The following is an 18698-nucleotide window of genomic DNA, read 5'->3' on the forward strand; positions in this document are numbered from 1 at the left end:
CAGGCTAAGAGGATTATTAACAAATGATAAAGCGCATCTTCGTAGTGGGTCACATGGGGGCTGGTAAGTTTATATTTACTGAAGCTTTGGCTAATAAATTAGGATGGCAACTCGTTGATGCAAATCCAAGTATTGAACGCTATATTGGACGACTTACAAAAGATATTTTGGGAGAGCAAGGTGAAGCAGCATTTAATCGGTGCCAAGCAGACATCATTTCCCATTGTACCGGAAAAGAATATATAGTCGTTTTATTGGAGGAGTGTATTGTCTCAAGCGAGCAATGCCGAAAATTATTGTCCACAGAGTTTGTTGTTTATTTGAAAGTATCTATTCCAACTCAACTTGGCCGTATGAAAAATGGCCGGACTCCATCGCTTCCAGTAGATGATATGAAAAGCTTTTTAGAAAAACAACATCACGAACGAGATGCATTTTACGAGGAAATCGCTGACTTGGTTGTTGAATCAGTTGGTTATTCTGATCAAATTTCAGAAATTAATAAAATTATTGAAGAAGATGTCAACAAGGTTATGAAAGCCATTGAAAAGTAGGGAGAAATAAAGCTCTCTTTCTATGGAATAGAGAGGAAATCTGGATAAGTCCGATTAATCGCTCCCTTCACATGAGTTGAGCAATAATAAGACATCTGGTGAAAGTGAATTGATTTAAAATGAACTACTATAATTTATGTCAACAGTGTTGACAGTTTTGGGTATGGTGAAAGTGTTTCATAAAATTTCTTCATTCTTCAAATATTTCTGGCTGAAAGAAATTGAAGGATTTTTAGCGGCCTTAAAAAAATGTGCTACACTCCTATCTTGTCAACACTCAGGTCGACAACTAAGGTTAATCCAGCGCTTGGCTTTTGCTTACCCACGCTGATTCCTTTACAAAGATAAGATAAGGCAAACAACCCGATTCCACCATTAAAAACTGGCGCAGGGAGAGCTCTTTCTGCAAACTTTCTGGCAAATCTGTGGGAGAGGTTGCTGAAAGATAGGTCGAAACTGCTTGATCATACTCGTCTAAATCGATTCGATCACTAACATAAGCAGCCATCTCAATACCCGCACCAACAGGGCCAAGTACCATCATGATTGCAAAGTCAATAACCATTTCTTTCGTTACTTTGAACAAGTGTATCACTAAATGCTTGATAAAATTCTATAAACTCCAAGTACTCATAAGGTTAAAGATGTAGTATTTGCACTGTTATTGTTTGCTATTTGTCTTTTTAGTGGATGAAAAAATCGATTGCTTTGGGATTCCTTTGTAGTTTGAGATAATTGCAAGCTCTTAGATATTTCGATTAGGAAATTTTTTTTATCTTCACTCATTTCGCTGGAAAGACTTTGTAAGTTATCTAGTGTTTCTCTTAAACTGAGGGTTCGGAAATGGCTTTTTTTTGCTGGGGTAAAATAAGAAATCAGGCTTTCACAGAGAATTGTATTGTACCTCGTATGGTTGGCCTCGATACATAATAGGATAGTTTCCTTATAGAATTGGTCTGCTTTGCGAGAATTCTGATTGGAGCAATTTGCCGCTTCGCTATAGCAGCCCAAAAGTAGAAGCTCAAGTAGTTCTTGATAGGCTGGTAATTGAATTTTTTGCTTATTTAATTGTCTGAACTCCTGCAAAAGATAGCTAACTCTGAATAAATTGATTTGTTGGGAGCATGTTATTAGCCATTGAACTATCTGGTGATGAAGATGAATGGGGTCCACGCCCAAGCCTTTAACATACTCAAAGCACGCACCAAGTTCACCACCGAATCGCATCAACTGTGCTTTTACTTGATTTAATTTCTCATCTTGTTTCTGATCTAAGCTAAGGCTGGCCTGGATAAAGAATTTGATAGTTCTTCCTAGTGCAGATATTTTGGCATTTCGTTGGAGAAATTCATTCGCCTTCGAACGCTGATCGCGAGTCAATAAATTTCCCCAAAGGGGCATATAGATTATTTTTGAATTTAATTTTGAGCCTTCTATTAAGCTACTGAGACCTATAGTACCAATTTTATTAAAAGTTAGATCAATCCTGGTCAAGGTGGTATTGCATTTAAAGGCTTGAGCTAAATATTCAGCCCCAGTATCATCAATATAATTCTGGCTAAGAGTTAGTTCCTCAATGCTCCTGTTCAATGACAAGGCCTTTCCTAGCATTTCTGACCCAAAAGTCATAATTTCATTTCCTGATAAATTAACTTTTGTAAGCTGAGTATGGGCTATTAGAGAGGCTGTAAGCCTATGCCATGAGCCAGAAATAAGACGATTGAAAACTACATTGACTTCTATCTTCCGTTTAGAGATATCTAATGCCTCGAACAAGGATGCTACTCCCTCAGCAGATATCTGATTTCCTGATAGTTTAATTACTGAAATTGAAGGATTATCCAGCAGCGCTTCTGCCAATTTTACCGCGCCTTTGTCCGCAATTTCATTACTTTCCAGCCAAATTTCAACTACTGTTTTATTAGTCTTTAGTGCTTCAGCCAGTTTTACAGTACCTTCATCACCAATTCTATTATAAGGTATGTCAATACATTCAAGTGCAGTATTAATATGTAACGCTTCAGCCAGCTTGCTAGCGCCAACAGCAGTAATTTTCGTCGATGCTAATCCAAGCGTTTTAAGTGTGGCGTTCGTTTCTAATGCCACAGCAAGTGCCTCAACTCCCTCATCACCAATGTCATTAAAACTTAGGTCTAAATTCCTGATACTCCTGTTCGTCTTTAACATCCCAGCAATTTTTTCGGCGCCTTTGGGGCCAATTTTATTACTCCGTAGATCAATGCTTTCAACGCTAGTATTGTCTTTTAACGCCTCTGCCAAAACCTCACACCCTTGATCAGTAAATCGCTGTTGGAGGAAGTCAACATGCTTCAGATCGGGATCATTTTTAATTAGTTGTTCTAAAATTTCGTATAGACGCATTTCCGGACTCTCATTTTTATTTGAAATCACAAGAAGATTAATACTTTTCAAAATTCCCCTTTATTCGATGGCAGTAAGTGGATGACCTAATAGTAATTAAAGGGCTGATATTGCAGTTTTTCCGGCTTTGCAATTTTACTTAGATCCAGAAGAGATCGGGAAGGTAGATAACTGTAGCTCCTTCTTTAAGTTGTCTTTTTACTGTTAGGATTTAGATGTTTCAACCTGTTATCCAATGGTCATTTTACTGAGCGAATCTGATGCAGCTTTTTCAAGCTCATGTTTACATAATTCAGCATCGTATTCTGCAAGTTTATTAAAAAATCTATTGCTTAAACTCACCGATGCATTTCCAGGAGTGTTCATCTTGGATACTTCAGCAAAGGTACTCTCAAATATGGAAAGTTCATTATCAACTTCTTTTTTGAACTGTTCAGTGATTGCTTTCGTTAATTTAACATGTTCATCAGCTATCTTTTCTAATAACTTTTCAGCTTTTAAACGAAATTCTTGCCATTCCTGATGCATTTGTGTGTGATCTTTTTCCATTTTTTTGAGCAGACTCTGTGAATCACTTCGATCATCATGAGAGCTTTTCGTTTCGTTTTCCTGGATCGGCCAAGATTGAACGGTCTCTGTGTTCAAAGGCATAATTTCTCCTCTGATTTAAAATGAGAAACTATAATTCAATGTGTAGTTCACTGGATCAGTGAAAATCCCGGATTGTAATAATCGTATTGTTGCAAATTAACTTTTTGTCAAATCTAGTTAGTTATGTGAAATAAGATATAAGAAGAATCCAATTGATCAAATTAAATACAATAAGATATAATATATTCACTCTGATTAGTAGCCAGACAATATGCCAATAGATATTGACATTGAATTTCCCTTAACCACGGCAGCACAAACCAAAGAAATAACTAGTCCTTTTCTAAAAGAATATAACTTGTCAGCTATGACTTATGCCAGGATATTTTCAGATAAGAGCATATTATCGGTCCATTCAGATCCTATGTTTGCGAAATTGTATTTGGAACTAGACTGTAGTCCAATGGCCCCTATACCCGATGAATATTGGCATTATCAATCTTTTTTTTATTTAACTAATTTTTGTACCGATGAAAAATTTAGGGAGCTTCAAATTGCAAATGCGAATGAAGGTCAGTGCGAAAGCATCCTCTATATAATCAACCAACTTGAAAATTATACGGAAGTAATGGCTGTGGCAGGTTTTGTAGGGGATAAGGATATAGTCAACCGCTATCTCAACCATATGAAGGATTTGCAAATATATACTGATTATTTTAGTAAGAAAATTAATCAACTTTTTCAGGAAGGAGATAATCGTCGTTTGTATTTGCCTCCGCATCTAAGACCCTACATGCCTGAAAATGTAAATATTAATTTATCCTATCTAAAATATGAAGAATTCTACAGGCACTTAGCCTTAAAACGCATATTTAAAATTTCCTCCTTAAAACTTCTTACTAGACGTGAGATACAATGTCTTTTTTTACTTAAAAATGGGCACCGATATAAGGAAATGGGTAATTATTTGTCAATATCCTCTAGAACAGTGGAAACTCATTTGGGCAATGCAAAGGATAAACTTGGATTAAACTCTCTTTTGGATTTAAAAAGAAAATTGAAAACTATTGAATGAACTAAGTTGTCTACTGACTTTATCTAATTTTGGTAAGCATAATCCTTTGCAATGTCATTGAGGAGCACAATTAATTCTTGTGGCGCATGGCCGAAATGGCCACTATATAGGCTTCTATTTGCACTAAGCGCTCCTCCTTTTCGAGGCGCTGAGGATTATTTGCTGCAAGCAAATCCAATATCAAAGACAAGTGCCTCTTTATAAGCATTTAATTCTTTAATAGCGCCACCTTCAAAAAATCGCGCAAAGCCACTGTCGATTTACAGGTATTATCTGTGCTAATTTCTTGCCCTCCAACTACCGGCATTAAAAGATGGACTTCCCCCCTAATATGGATATAGCGGGATGATATAGGTTCGGCAAATTCTTAAAAAATATTCCTTAAAATCAAATCGATTACTCATTAATTAAAAATTATTAGAAAGTTACATAATTAATTATGATAAGTCTGAGTTGTCAATTGTTACAACTTATCGGGTAAAACTTTATATGCCAACAAAATACAGTTAGTCAATTTGTAAGATATTGACTAACTTGTTCATTCGATCAATAAAGTGATGGTCAATATGATAGTAATTCAACCTAAATCAGTTTCAGAACAATTGCTTTATACTACAGTTAGAATTATTGGTGAAACTGGGACCGGAACAGGTTTTTTCTTTAAATATAGACTTAACAATTTCACAGAGATTCAATTTATTTTCACCAATAAACATGTTGTAAATGGTAATAATGAGTTGCATTTTAAATTTCATGAGGTGTTAATTAATAGTTAGCGCATTCTTCTTGTCTAACTTCATCAGACCCCTCAATGTAATATACATTATAAAGTTTTGGACTATTCACAGTAACGCCCTTTTGCCTGTTATATAAACTACTTACCTTTCTTGCAAATGACCTAAACCCTGAAACTACACTATTTTCGCGTAGAGGTTAATCCATTATGTCGCTTCCTTTGCAAAGATGGAAGGTGGCTTGTAATTTAACGAGCTGTGAGGTCGAATAGTATAAATTTGCTGGTACACCTGTATATCAATATGAGCCCCCTTCCCCGCCTTTTTTAATCGCTGCTGTGCTTCTGGTCAATGGTATCCTGAGAAAGGTTCAAGGATTGGGCAAAAACTTATGATTTTTATGTGCCTAGTCCTTCGAAACTTGGGCCCTACGCGAAAATCTAAATGTTTATATCAGAAAAATTCTCAATTACATCATGATAAAAAATATAGTAAGGATGATTTATCGATTTTATCAGCGTATTTCAGGGAGAATATTAACTGCTATGGTGTTTTTGATTTGTCCAGGTCACGACAAACAATGCCATTACAGTTTGGTATTAATAGGGATTAAAAATTGAACATGACCCTTTTTTACCAGGATCCCGGCCGGGGGTCTAATCCATAACCATGTGAATATGCTTGGGCATTATTCATTTACACTTACTGAGCAAGTGATGAATGGAAAGCTTAGACCGTTGAAGCAGCAAACAGAAGTTGAGGAATAGCTAGCGTACGTTTTCGTTTCGTTAGACTTCAAATCCCATTTATAGAAATTTCGGGATGACATGATGAAATTTGCACTGAAAGCAGTTGACACCATAATGCAACAAAATTTTAAATTGTTTGCATTTTTAAGTCAATAAGTTGATATTGCGATTTAACTGGTTTAATATTCGCCATATTTATTCTTTTGAAGTACGCAATGAAAAACATACTCGACGCAATCTACAATGAGGATCTGCAAACTCTAAACACACTATCTCCTAATCTACCAGGTTTAGCGGATGTACATTCCCATCAAGATTTTGCAGGTACTTTGTTGATGCATGCAGTGCGAGCAAAGAAAATTCATGCCTTGCAATTACTTTTAAATTTACGGGATAGTGATAATCAAATGCTTATCCCTATTAATAAAATCGTTAATGATAAAACAGCATTAGATTTGATTCTCGATGAAGAGCCATCAGTTGTAGGTAATCATATTAAAAAACTATTAAGAGACCATAAAGCTCAATCGTTTGTAGAGCTATCACAAAACACCCATGATACGGTGGTTAATAGAACAGCTCTTGCTGCTGTCAATTTTTTACAAGAGAAATATGAAGTTACTGATTCTGATTGGGAACAGGATTTTATCCAGTTTAAAAGACATTTCTCCTTATTAGAATGTCAAACAATTAAAATCGCATTTAAACGAATTCATGAGATAGAAACTCAGTTTTCGCATCTAGGAAATCAAACCCTTTTAATGGTAATGAACCTGGTTTGGAGTGCAATCAATGACAAAAATAGCTTAACCTCCGAACAAAAGGAACTACTAGAGAAAACTGCCATCGATAAACAAGATGCTGTATTAGATGAAATAATTATTAGTCGGAAACTATTATTATTTCGTAACCTCTATGTTCTACAAAATGAATACGGATTTCAGTTAGAAAGTTGCCCTCATGGACTTGTCAATGGGATTATTTCCTCTCTCAATGGTGTTTATCCAAAAGTACTTGTGTTAGATAAAACTGATCTGGATCAGTTAATCATTAATGACATTAACAGTTGTATCAGAGCTGTATTAAATGAATATTCATTTCAAAAATTATTAACCATCTATAAAGCAAAATATGAAGATGAATCTTTAGAAGGCTTTTATTTGCAGATTAAAGAGAGATTCCAGGCTTTAGTAAAAGAGCAATATTTCTTGTCCATTCTGGATGAGATGACGGTATACAACCCGTTCAAGGATGAATTTGATGTAGTACTTCAGCAATTTTCTTTCCCTAATGAAGAATTTAAAATGCTGGAATATCTATCATTACTACTTACTAACACCAAGCAAAAAATTGAGTTTTTATATCAGAGTGAAGAAGAAAAATTAGATACGCACTTAGAGAAAAGCTTACGTCAGACTGCAAGACTCCTTCGCGAGTATTTCCAAGATTCCCCCTGGCTGGCAAGTCTCAGCGATGAAGAAAAAGAGCAAGTTTTCTTAGCAGAGATGCGGCGACAATCTTATTTAATTGATTATAACGGCAAGGTCAATCCGATCAGCTTATTTATTGGTATCGCTAAGTATTTAGGAGATTCTCGTTTTTCACAATATTTACCTACAGTAATTAGCTGTCTTGATTTCATTGGTCCAATGGAATTGTTGACTTACTTCAAGTCGATTCAATTACCTAGCATTTGTGAACAAATATATAGTGCGCTAAAAGATAAACTCACACTGGATCTAAGCCATAAAATTAAAATACTTCCATATATCAATTCTACTGAACTGAGAAATAGTATAATTAATGAACTTATTGAATCAGACCTCGATACTATTCAAAAACTTCAAGAATTTTATCTGACTGATTTAGACGATCTATCAGACGAAACCATAAAACTATTACAAAGTCGTTTTATCAAACAATTTACTCCACTCAATTTCCTGGAATTGTTGGAAAAGTTGCCACCAAAGAATCGCATTCGTATTTGTATAAATACTGAAGAAAAATTTATTTATTATTTCCTGGAGAATGAAATTTTATTTTCCGCATTGTTGGAAAAAATTCCACCAAACGATTGGGGGCGTTTTTTCGATTTATATCATCCATTTTTAATAGGAATTCTAAAGCAATATCGATTGTTTACTTTAGCGCACATTGTAAATGTTATTAACCCTGAGAACTGGGATGAGTTATTAAAGCAATTTAAAGAAAAGTTTGAATATCAGGTAACCGACAATGCGATCCATTTCTTAACTACTCTAACCTTATTAAGGCCAGAAAGAAGACTTCATTTATGTCGTATTATCCCTGCAGCTGAATTCCAGGAACTTCTCCATAGCCCAATTAATCTTGCGGTATTTTTTTCATTATTTAATGAAGATCAGTTTCTTGACACTTTAAGCACACTTGATTTAACCACATTGAGAGAGGATTTATCCAAAAATGAAGCCCTATTTATTGTTTTAACTAATTTATCTTTTGAAAAACAAAAAATATTAATCGATCACATTGGATTGGCAGAGCTAAAATCGATTGTTCCCTCTATAGATAAACTCATTTTATTACACCAGAGGATAGATATTTTTTCTAATGATCTCTTCAGTTTTGACGAGATTTGCGCGCTAATTAAATCAGTTGATGATTACAAAAAAGTGTTTGCCATTATCCCGCAGTCCGCTAAAGAACGCTTCTTCAATCATAACGATAGTTTAAAGGCATTGGGTGCAGATGAAACAGATTATTATCTTGTCCAATCGCAATTTACTCAAATGGAATTAATTAAGCCAAAGTCATTTATTCAATATATCAAACTTATTAATTCAGTAAATTTAGAGCAACGTTATGCTTTGTATAAGCAGTTAGGCGGCAAAGACATGTTGCTTAATCTTGTGCAAAATTTAGTCGAAATTGGAATGTTCCTTGCAGCACTTCATGGGCATGGCAGTGAGAGGGTTTATCAAGAGATAGGTGGATTTGACTACATCATCAGTTTACCTTATGAGTTTTGCGGTGTTTTCTTAGCATTGATAGAACTTTCTTCCGCGGAGCAAAATAAACTGATTCGAATAATTGGAGGAATAAAATCCCTTGAATCATTGGCTAATGCACTTGAGCCGGCTGAGGCACAAAGGCGCTTCCCGCAATTACTAAGTTTGCTTGATGAGTCGCTATTACTGCAATTATTTGCAGAGAAAGATTTAGATAATGTTTCTAATATATACGAGATTCTTTCATTACCAAAAGTCGTTTTCAATGCTTATATTAAACATCTTATAAATACCAGAAAAATTGAGCATTCATTTGATTTTGATGCTCCTCTCGAATTAGAAAAATTATCAAATTATATCGAACAACTTCATCCTGATAGTGAGTGTTTTTTACAAAATCGAGGTTATCAGAATATCACTATCTCAGATCTCGAGGAAATAGAACTTTTAAAGCGGACAAAACCTACCGTTATTAATATTTTAAGGTATACCCTTAATCCATTTTATCTGTTATTGGAACAAACTCAACCTTCTAGTCGAAGAGATCTATTACTCAATTTCGGCCAAGATTTTGTATCGAGGCACCATCAAAGTGTTACTCATTTTTCGCAAATGTTAATGCTTTTTCCAGAAAATGAAAGAAAGGATATTATTCAGTTTCTTAATTATACAACCCTTGTTGCTTTATTTGAGCCCAATGATTTGTTTGAAAAAATAATTACCGAAATGGTTGATATCTATTCTTGTGCACTAGAGTATGGTTTTAATTATCTATTGAGAAATGGCTTGATGGCAGTTTTAGGTAAGCTTCCCTATTCTTCCTCTCTAGTCTATTCTGAAAACCTTATCAGCGATATGGTTAAGGATGCTAGAGACTTCTCTAGTACACCTGTATTTGGTTTTCTTTTTATGCTCTTGCAAGCTATACCAAGGGATGACTGGTCTTCGATACTCGCAAATTATGAAATGGAGGATCTTCAGCAATATTGTAATGAGAAATTTTTTAAACTTGCTTTCGCTTATATGCCCTATCAAGATCAACAATTAATCGATTTGATTGATTCTTTGTTGCAACATCCCAAGCTTACTCCCTTGCGCAATTCCATTGTGAAGGCAGTAGTGAGTGAGTTAGTGGCTGTAAAGCTATCGACCTTTGCATATCGCAGGAAATTTCTCTGTTTGTTTTCTTCCAACGAACTCACCGCGATTTTGCGAAGAAACTCTCTTCTCCTTGACCCAGAAACATCACCAGTAGTTGCTATTAATATTCAGATGTGGGGTACCATAAAAGGACAAGATGATTCGATGATAGTCTTCCTAGACTGGTTATTAACCCATTTTAACCAAGATGAATTATTGACATTATTCGCCAATTCTTTAGATCTATTTTATTTATTAATGACAATACCAAAGTCTTATCAGGTTGTTTTTTTTAGTCATTTGAAATCCATCATTTTATCTACCCATCGCGATATACTGCCAAATCTCTTAAGCCTATTTTCTCATGATTCATTAATATCGATTGTTGAATTAGAGGGTTTCAAGAATCATGTAGCTACTTTTAATGAACTTTGCCAATTAATAAGAACCATCCCGCCTGAAGCACAGAACAAGTTTATCAACCAGCTTGAATACACAACTCAAGAGATGAAACCTGGCAGCCTCTTTTTTCTACAGTCCATTATGCAGGGAACCGTTGAAGATAAAAAATCTGTATTTCAAAATTTTCCTTATGCCCGATTATTCACAACCCCTTTTCAATTCAATGCAATAAGGGAGACGATATTTTTAGATAATGCTATTCGTCCGATTGTATTCACTGGAATCCTGCAACTCGTTGATAGAAATGATATTCCTTCTCCACAAGATATTCAAGTCTTATCGTTTAGCCTTGGAGAAGACTTTCCAAGTTATTTACCGGAAATCACCCGATTTTTTGAGCATGATATTAAATTGGAGCTAGCATTATACACTTTACTTGTCGCTCACAATTCAATTACTCCTCATAAACATTTCTGGCCTGCATTGGCAGCAATTTCGCCCAGATATCTATTGTCACAAATTCAACCAGAGGATTATATCTCAATTTTAAAAAATGAAAGTCGGCGTTTTTTCGAAACTATTTTTAGAAAAGAATCCAATCTGACATTAGCGCATATTAATCTCTTCTATCGTCAGCTTAAAGACACTAAATGGCTCAGAACTCTAGATCAAATACCCTATAAATACATCAATTACAAAGAATCAACTACTGAAGATCTCAATGAATTATTTAACTACCAAAATCAAGAAGATTATTTGTCATTTTTTAGAGTTGTTTTTGGAAATTGTCCCGAAGATAATCTTCTAAGCCTGTTAGGTAAACCAGGTAATGCTTTCAGCTTTTTAGAGGAATTTCACAGTCGACTTGCAGATAAGCATATCCATGGTTATCAAATGATCTTGCAACAAGAAATATTTCCTCGCTTATTAGCCTCAGTTACTATAATCCAAAATCGACTCAACGGAGAGAAAAGCGATATATGGCTTCGATTTATCCGGTTCTTAAAGCAGCAGCTGCAGGTTTCTCAAAATCCTGCTGAATCCATTAAGCTACTGGACTTTATCCTCGTGCATGACAACACTCCTAAGGACATGGAACTAGCTTGCAGCAAGTTATTTGTGGATAAATTAATCTCACAAATGCTTCAAGCTGATGATATGACTCCTTTTGTCCATTTGTTAAAGATTGTTAGAAATAATGATCAAAGACAACTTATTGACCAATATCCATTTATCTTCAATAGAAAGGCTGTAAAAGATCCAGTCTTTTTTAATCCTCCAAAAGATACGCTATATCTATACGTTACAAACATGACTATACATTGCGATGTGCACTTGTTTGAGCAAATATGTGAAAAGGTAGAGCAGTACGCTCAAAAGAATAGGCAATTATTAGACGAATCCCAATACAATAAATTATCGCTTTGCATTTCCGAGGTAAAAACTGTCCCCTATTCTCAGATAGGTGGATCATCAACTCCTAGTGAAAGAGATTACCTATCGCATAAAATGTAAGCTTAACGAAGTGAAGCCCAAAATTCGATTCTGTTCGAGACGTTGGGCTTCCTTTCATTGAAACAGAGCCACATTCGAACGTACAATTTTGGCACAATCCCAGAAAATACTGTAATTTGAAAGGCCTTGTTTTCAAAGGTCCTCATTTGATTCCTTAATCTTTCTCCTTAAAAAATTGAAAGAAAGATATTCTGCTCAAATTCAACAGTCAGATAAAAGTTTTTGTCCAAATTACTTACGCGTGCATAACCAATTAATCGGCTGGTATTCTCTGTCATGTTATTAATATTCAATTTCAATAAGTTTCTAATTATATGTTAGTTAGATGGGTTTACAATACTCCTGAGAGCCTTATTATGTTAAGCTCGCGTTATAAGAAACGCCTTCAAAAAACGACCGTTTACTGAGAAAAAAGGGATGTACGATAATATGGCTCGAATGGACTATGAATTGAGTCATCGTCTGTGTTAATCATTCACTCCTAAGCCGGTGCCCTACCCTGGAAAATTTTGGGGTTGACCTCTTCAATTTCCACTCTCTTCTTGTCTCTTGCTTAACCATTACCTGTTTAACCCGAGGAGCCCTACTTTGCTATGAACACACCGCTTATCAGTTGGCTAACATTCACATTTAAGGACTTTCCCCTGTGGAATTGATGAATTCATAAAGTAATACACACTTTTTTACTAAAACTGTCTGTCTGGTTTTGTCATTTAAGACCCCCTTACATTTTCTAATCTCTACATACTCAGGTATCGATACAAGCTAGGCCTAGATATCTTTAAAGATTACAAATTTCTTCGATGGCAATATGTTTGTCCTGATGCATCCTATTTGCCGCAATAACTTTAAGCAGTAGTTGTATCAATTGCCCCATCACATAGCGAGCGAAATCCGACCTTCCTCTCTTTCAATGTCTCTACCAAGGAAAACAAATGAGCCGTAGAGCGCCCTAGCCTAGCAGGAGCACTCATAGCCCAATGCAGACTCTTCCCTTTTTGAACTCTGCTGCACAGGCTTCGCCAATGCAGAATGGTAATGGCTGAATCGATTATTCCCCAGAAACCATTCTGGTATTTTTTGTGGCTTAATAAAATTCAGCAACACTTGTGCTGCCTGCACAGTGCCCGGATTTTTTTTCATCTCGAGGCTTATTTCTAACAAACGTTGCGACAACTCTTTATCCTCTATCAATTGCTGGGCAATTCTTGGCAGTGCTTCAGGATCTGAAGTGTAACGATTGAGATGCACTCCCAGACTTAAGTCCTTGACCCGCATGGCATTATCAAAACCATCCCAGGCAAAAGGTAAAACGATAGAAGGTTTTCCAAAAAATAATGCCTCATTAAATGTATTGTTTCCACCATGGTGAATAACGAGATCTGCTTGCTCAATAACAGCGGGCTGGGGAAAAAAATTACTAATCCTGACATTTCCCGGGAGCTGAGAATAAGCTTCCAGATTGTTTCCCACATTCATCAATACCCGAAAGGGCTTTTCGGCAAACGCGGCGATCTGCGCTTTAAATAATTCTGTTTCCGCAGAACACATGCTTCCATAGCTAATATAAATCAGCGGAAAATTATCATATACACCAAAAGAGGGAATGACATAGGGAGCCTCCTGCCGGACACAGCCATTTAAATAAGTTACTTTATTCCAAGGTAATGCCTCAGAGCGGGAATAAGCGACTGCGCGAGGAAAGATAAACAGATTTTGAAAAGGGGACAGCTCAAGAAACTGTCCATTAGGATACGGTTTCTCATGATGATCCGCCAAAAACTGATTGAACTGTTCATGGATTGGCTGAATGGATGCTAGAAATTGATACCTAAAACGCGCATACAGAGTAGAGTCAGAAGTACTGTAACCTGATAATGCGGGCGGCAACTTCGGATCAGGCACCTCCAATTCATTGCAGGAAATAATACGCACCCATGGGCAGCCCTGCTGTTTAAATGCCGGGTAAAGGACTACATCATCAAAGCAGATAAGATCAGGCTTAATTTCGGCGAGCGCTTTTTTAAGCAAGGGGTTCGCTTTAATTGCCCCCTCCACAATGGCTTTATAATAAGGAGTGATATAAGTATCAATTTGTTCAATAGTGGGCAGACGATGCGCCGCATTATTTTCATGTACTACATTGGACCAGGACTGAGCGACTTGGCTTTCCTCATCATTTCCATGAATATCCAGCAAATGCTCTGTAAAACCATATTTAGAAAACATACCGGCAAAGGAGTTGTCCGCCACAAAAATGATTTTGAAATTATCTTTGGGAATGTTTTGGGCAATGGCAATACAGTTATACGCCTGCCCGACCGCATCGGCAAAAAAAACAATCGTCTTCATAGTATTTAATCCATAAACTGGTGTGCTTCCAAACTGCGGGCTTAAGCCATAACAAAGACAAGCTTTCAGAGTAGCAATGAAATATTGGGTTCGAGTTTAAGACAGATTAAAAACAATTAGCAATACTGTTGAGAGTGAAGCGTTTCATGCCTGCTCAAACGATGCAGGCATCGTTCAGAAAAGAAGCTAACAGTGGAGAGAATTGATTGAGTCTCTTTATTTGGTTAGAATCCCCCGTCACAACGTGTTACCGGGATAAAGAGATGGGAGCCTTCGAAATTGTTGCTGTCATTTACCTCTTGGGGATCTTAATCAATCTACGCATAACACTGATTGTCCTGAAAGGTTTTCGACAATGGAAAGAAGAAACCCAATTTGCTCTCTTTGCTAAAAGGCCAGGATTTAAAGGCTATCTGATTCGAAAAATTATTCTCTGGCCTTTGTACTTTATAACCGAAAAAAGTCCTCTTAGGCGTCTATCTGGATCCTTTTTTAGCCATTATGGCGATCCCGGCCACACGTATTTCGGTACTCTTGGCTTAGAAAATTTCTTAAATGACCTTTTAAAAGGAAAAAATCTTTATAAACATTGTGATATCAAGCATTTATTCTGGCCCATTGATGGGGAAAGTTCTATTTGTACTGATTTCACACTAATGTGACGCAGGATATTCGCGAAATGGCCGTCAATGCCCAATTGATGGATGACTATTGTTTGTTATTTAGTCAAAATGGGGGGTAATAACAACTCGATAAAGCCAAATCAAGAATATAGTGAGCCAATCACCATTGTTCCTCACACAAGGACAATCAGAAAGGCGCGTGAACAAGTTCGGCTTATGGTTATTGATGGATTTTTTTATTCCACGAATCAGAAACTACTTGACTGCGTGGTCACGTTGGTGGGTGAGAACAAGTCAAGTCTTTAGTCATCAAACCTTGTTAATCCAATTAATCCGCAGCTGTTATGGCCCGCAAATAGCGGGTATAGGCGCCGAAATTCTCTTGATTAACTTGCAAAGAATGGATCAACCTGCAGGGATGATGGCGCAGCCAGATTGGCAAGAGTCTGTTTAAGGTCGTCTGTTCTCGCTTTATCAATGGCTTCTATAGCCGCTAACTCCATGTCCGCCCCCCCGCCCCACTCCCGCCCACCCCGCGCCCGCCCCCGCCCCCGTAATATTGCAAACGAAAAGCCCAAACCAGAATTAGAAGAATTAGAATCAGGAGTAAACCATGAATCATTTGCGCCAGTATCCCAATTATAAAATTTAAGCTTTCGCACCAAATTATTCGGGTTCGTCGCATCCAATAAAGATGGATTTCTGGATACCTCCTCAAAGGAGCGATTAGGGTGACAGTATTCCTGTGCGATATGTGCAGGTACATCACGCTGTGGCAACCCAACCTTTACCCAGAGCTTGTCTAAAGCATCCCAGTCGTCATCGGTTTGTTTGGGGCTTTTATCGTATGCTTCAATATAAGTATTTAATGCTTGTTTCAGAGGGGTTAAATCAAAATGAGCACTGCGGTGTTCTTTCCCATTTTGGGTGTAGGCCAGTCCTCTTGGGGCTTTGAATAGCCCCTCACCTACGAGTTCTTCAATGCGCTGAACTCGTTGTAACAGCTCGTGTTGGGTCGTATTGTCCATGTACTTTTCGAGCATCCGGCACATATGGGTGTCTCTAGCCCAATAAGCATACTCATAAGCAGTGCAAGTAAAGATTCTTCCTGAGTAGTCTGTAAACGACGTGTTGTCTGCCAGAAGCAGTTCCTGAACTCTATCCATGTCTTCGTTGAGCAAGGCTTGTGCTTCGTTTTGTTGCCCGAAAGCCACACACTGCAGGAATTGTTTAGCATTAATTTGGGGCTTGAAGTCGGGACGTTCCTGTTTGAGCTGAGTATGGAGTTGTGCTTGCACCTGTGGGTCTTTATAGGTGGCGATTCGTTCGTACACACTCTGAACTTCGGGGAGCGACATGTGGGTTACATCAAGCGTTATTTTTTCCTCAGGCATTGGATTATGGGGAATTTGAGCGCCCAAGGTGGTAAGTGCTGCCTGTGCTCGTTCCAGTGGCTGAGTCACTTCTTTGGCCAACCCCAATAGAGGATGGCATGCAAACGTAGCAAAGCTCGTACAGATAGAGGCTTGATGGGTGACAAAATCTCCTTTTCGGTCGTGGCGGAATAGGAGAAACTCATCGAAATGTGGGGAATCTTCAATGTGTGTATAGAGTGTAGCGAAGTCCTCTTTAATCTGCTCCAGCTCTTGGGGATTGAAAGACGCGTTAAGTCTTAATTCGTGAGCATGGGCATTAATCCAGCACAAACAGACTGATTCAATCGAATCCCTGGCTTGTTGTGCTTCGGCCAGCGTTTGGGCAAGGCTCTGGCTTAAATCAGGATGCTCATCCAGAATCCGGCCCCAATTGGTCTCAGCACTCAAGTGGCCTTGAGTCAGACCATGGATATTGATAAGGCCTACTAAAAATTGGGTGGCAACAGACCAGCGCTCTGCATTCTCCAGAGTATCGAATGGCGATTCAAGGGCTGTAGTAAAGAGATGAGGAACACAAAACCCCAATAAGGCATTCATATACTCTTGGGGGGTTGTGGTTTGCGCGTTAAAGACCATTGCATTATCAATGTATGCCTGATCGACCAGTTCACCATCAGCTGTGTGTGTTAAATCAATCGACTCATCATCCATCAGTGCTTTAAGGTGCTTTTGAAAAACGTCCCTTAAGTGCTCAAAATCAACAGGCGCACGAGAAATGCCTGATTGCTTCATCGTCTTGCGCATGGCTTGAAATTTCAAGCCTTTGGCTTCGAGGTTTAATGGGCTATAAGCCTGTATGAGTGCTTCTTGCAAGGGAGATACTGTAGTCATGATGTTTCGGGCAATACTCTTGTGAGCCATGGAAAAAACAGGGTTGGCCGCTTCTAATCGAAGGTAACCATCTTCCTCTGTGGGACGCAGCACCATGGCATAGACATTGGAGCGCTCGCGGCTCTGCATCATCGATTCCAAAGGTCTGGGATAGCTCGGAAAACCTGAGTTCAAACAGTCTAATTCTGAGTGGTGCTCCAAATTTTTGAGCACTTCAAGATAGGCTTTAATCTGCGTCAGTCGTTCTTGTTTTTGTTGCGCCAAAAGTGTCTCGCTTCCTAAAAGACCTAAGTCATGCTCTAATGCCTCCCGATACGCCAACAGCTCACCCTTGAGTGTTGCTTTCTGGTTTGAATTAGAGCCTTTGCCAAAGAACTCTTGCAGCGAATACACCGCTTTACAGGTGTTGTCTGTCCCAATGCTCGTGCCGCCAACGATGGGCATGAATACATGGAGCGTATTGTCTGGACCGATATACAGGTACCGAGGATTACGTGGTTCTCTTAAGGGAAGCTCGATCATATTGGTGCATATTTTGTTATTTTGATTCATATTATAGCAAGGATTGATTGCAACAGGAGCTGCTGAACAGGCTTCACATGACTCACGATACGATATTTTTGATTCTTAGCAGTAAGGGGCTCTACTAATTTGAGCAACTGTTGAAAAGTTGAGAATGGCGTTTATTAATCAACTTGCTTTAGCAATCAGCCCTATATACCCTAAAATAAAACTAATAACCCTTATTTTCTATGAAAGCAATTCAAATGAATATTCCCGCTGATATTCACTTTACCCAACTGGCCTGTAAACGCCTACCCACGGGTAATTTACTCTTCAATTGGGAACCCATAGAAGCAATGTCGTTGGTTTGATTTGGGATTGGTATTTCCAATGCCGTAATGACGGCGTAATCGATTCAACAATGGAAGAAATGATCAATGAAGTAGCTACAGAAGAACAGAGAGGGCAAGCGTTTTCTTTTCCCACGGCCACATCCTAATCTAAGAAATAAATTATAGAGCTACCCGGCTTACCCTCTTCAATTCCCTGTTAGATGCTGTTCAATTGAACAACCAGCAGCATAGGACTACTTCGCATTAGGCTTCATCACAATCGAATTGGCCACCACGTTGTAATCGCTAATTCCTCTTATTTGAGAAATGTCTTACAAATCACTGCGCGGATTACCTACTGCTTTTTGTCTTTTCTTTGACTATTCTATTTTACAAGAGTAAAGACAATGGACGTCATAAACGGAATTTGTCTCGGCATCAGGAAGATGCCCTCCACAAGGATGTGGATTACTACTCTTAAACGTCACCCT

11 protein-coding genes are annotated in these 18698 nt (G+C 37.8%); 4 read left to right on the plus strand and 7 right to left on the minus strand.

What is annotated here, in order from left to right; all coding sequences use genetic code 11:
• Positions 1–23 precede the first annotated feature (23 nt).
• On the plus strand, positions 24–554 hold the full coding sequence (locus E1O89_RS12460; protein ID WP_133140418.1) for a shikimate kinase: 531 nt from the start codon (positions 24–26) through the stop codon (positions 552–554).
• A gap of 295 nt (positions 555–849) precedes the next feature.
• On the opposite strand, the gene E1O89_RS12465 is transcribed toward E1O89_RS12460, so the two are convergent.
• From E1O89_RS12465 to E1O89_RS12475, 3 genes are all read right to left on the minus strand, one after another.
• Positions 850–1119, minus strand: coding sequence for a hypothetical protein (locus E1O89_RS12465; protein WP_133140419.1), 270 nt, complete (start codon positions 1117–1119; stop codon positions 850–852).
• A 65-nt stretch (positions 1120–1184) separates the two neighbouring features.
• Positions 1185–2987, minus strand: a complete 1803-nt coding sequence (locus tag E1O89_RS12470) for a hypothetical protein (RefSeq protein WP_133140420.1) — start codon at positions 2985–2987, stop codon at positions 1185–1187.
• Positions 2988–3164: 177 nt separating this feature from the next.
• Complete coding sequence (locus tag E1O89_RS12475; protein ID WP_133140421.1) at positions 3165–3587, minus strand: hypothetical protein; 423 nt, start codon at positions 3585–3587, stop codon at positions 3165–3167.
• A 211-nt stretch (positions 3588–3798) separates the two neighbouring features.
• Between E1O89_RS12475 and E1O89_RS15735 the strand changes: the two genes are divergently transcribed.
• Complete coding sequence (locus E1O89_RS15735) at positions 3799–4602, plus strand: helix-turn-helix transcriptional regulator (protein WP_133140422.1); 804 nt, start codon at positions 3799–3801, stop codon at positions 4600–4602.
• Between the two features lie 208 nt (positions 4603–4810).
• On the opposite strand, the gene E1O89_RS15680 is transcribed toward E1O89_RS15735, so the two are convergent.
• Entirely contained in the window at positions 4811–4954 is a 144-nt protein-coding gene (locus E1O89_RS15680) for a hypothetical protein (RefSeq protein WP_262337514.1), read from the minus strand.
• Positions 4955–6300: 1346 nt separating this feature from the next.
• Here E1O89_RS15680 and E1O89_RS12490 point away from each other — a divergent pair.
• Positions 6301–12129, plus strand: coding sequence for a hypothetical protein (locus E1O89_RS12490; protein ID WP_133140424.1), 5829 nt, complete (start codon positions 6301–6303; stop codon positions 12127–12129).
• An 848-nt stretch (positions 12130–12977) separates the two neighbouring features.
• On the opposite strand, the gene E1O89_RS12495 is transcribed toward E1O89_RS12490, so the two are convergent.
• Positions 12978–13103 (minus strand): recombinase family protein, encoded by a 126-nt coding sequence (locus E1O89_RS12495; protein WP_133140425.1) that lies wholly within the window; start codon positions 13101–13103, stop codon positions 12978–12980.
• Positions 13087–14481, minus strand: coding sequence for a glycosyltransferase (locus tag E1O89_RS12500; RefSeq protein ID WP_133140426.1), 1395 nt, complete (start codon positions 14479–14481; stop codon positions 13087–13089). The genes E1O89_RS12495 and E1O89_RS12500 overlap by 17 nt, the downstream gene beginning before the upstream one ends.
• 263 nt (positions 14482–14744) lie before the next feature.
• Here E1O89_RS12500 and E1O89_RS12505 point away from each other — a divergent pair, with 263 nt between their 5' ends.
• Entirely contained in the window at positions 14745–15143 is a 399-nt protein-coding gene (locus tag E1O89_RS12505) for a hypothetical protein (RefSeq protein ID WP_165483151.1), read from the plus strand.
• A 347-nt stretch (positions 15144–15490) separates the two neighbouring features.
• On the opposite strand, the gene E1O89_RS12510 is transcribed toward E1O89_RS12505, so the two are convergent.
• Complete coding sequence (locus E1O89_RS12510) at positions 15491–17923, minus strand: SidC (RefSeq protein ID WP_262337512.1); 2433 nt, start codon at positions 17921–17923, stop codon at positions 15491–15493.
• Between the last annotated feature and the right edge of the window lie 775 nt (positions 17924–18698).

The organism is Legionella genomosp. 1, assembly GCF_900640215.1.
GTDB classification, from domain to species: Bacteria; Pseudomonadota; Gammaproteobacteria; order Legionellales; family Legionellaceae; genus Legionella_C; species Legionella_C quinlivanii_A.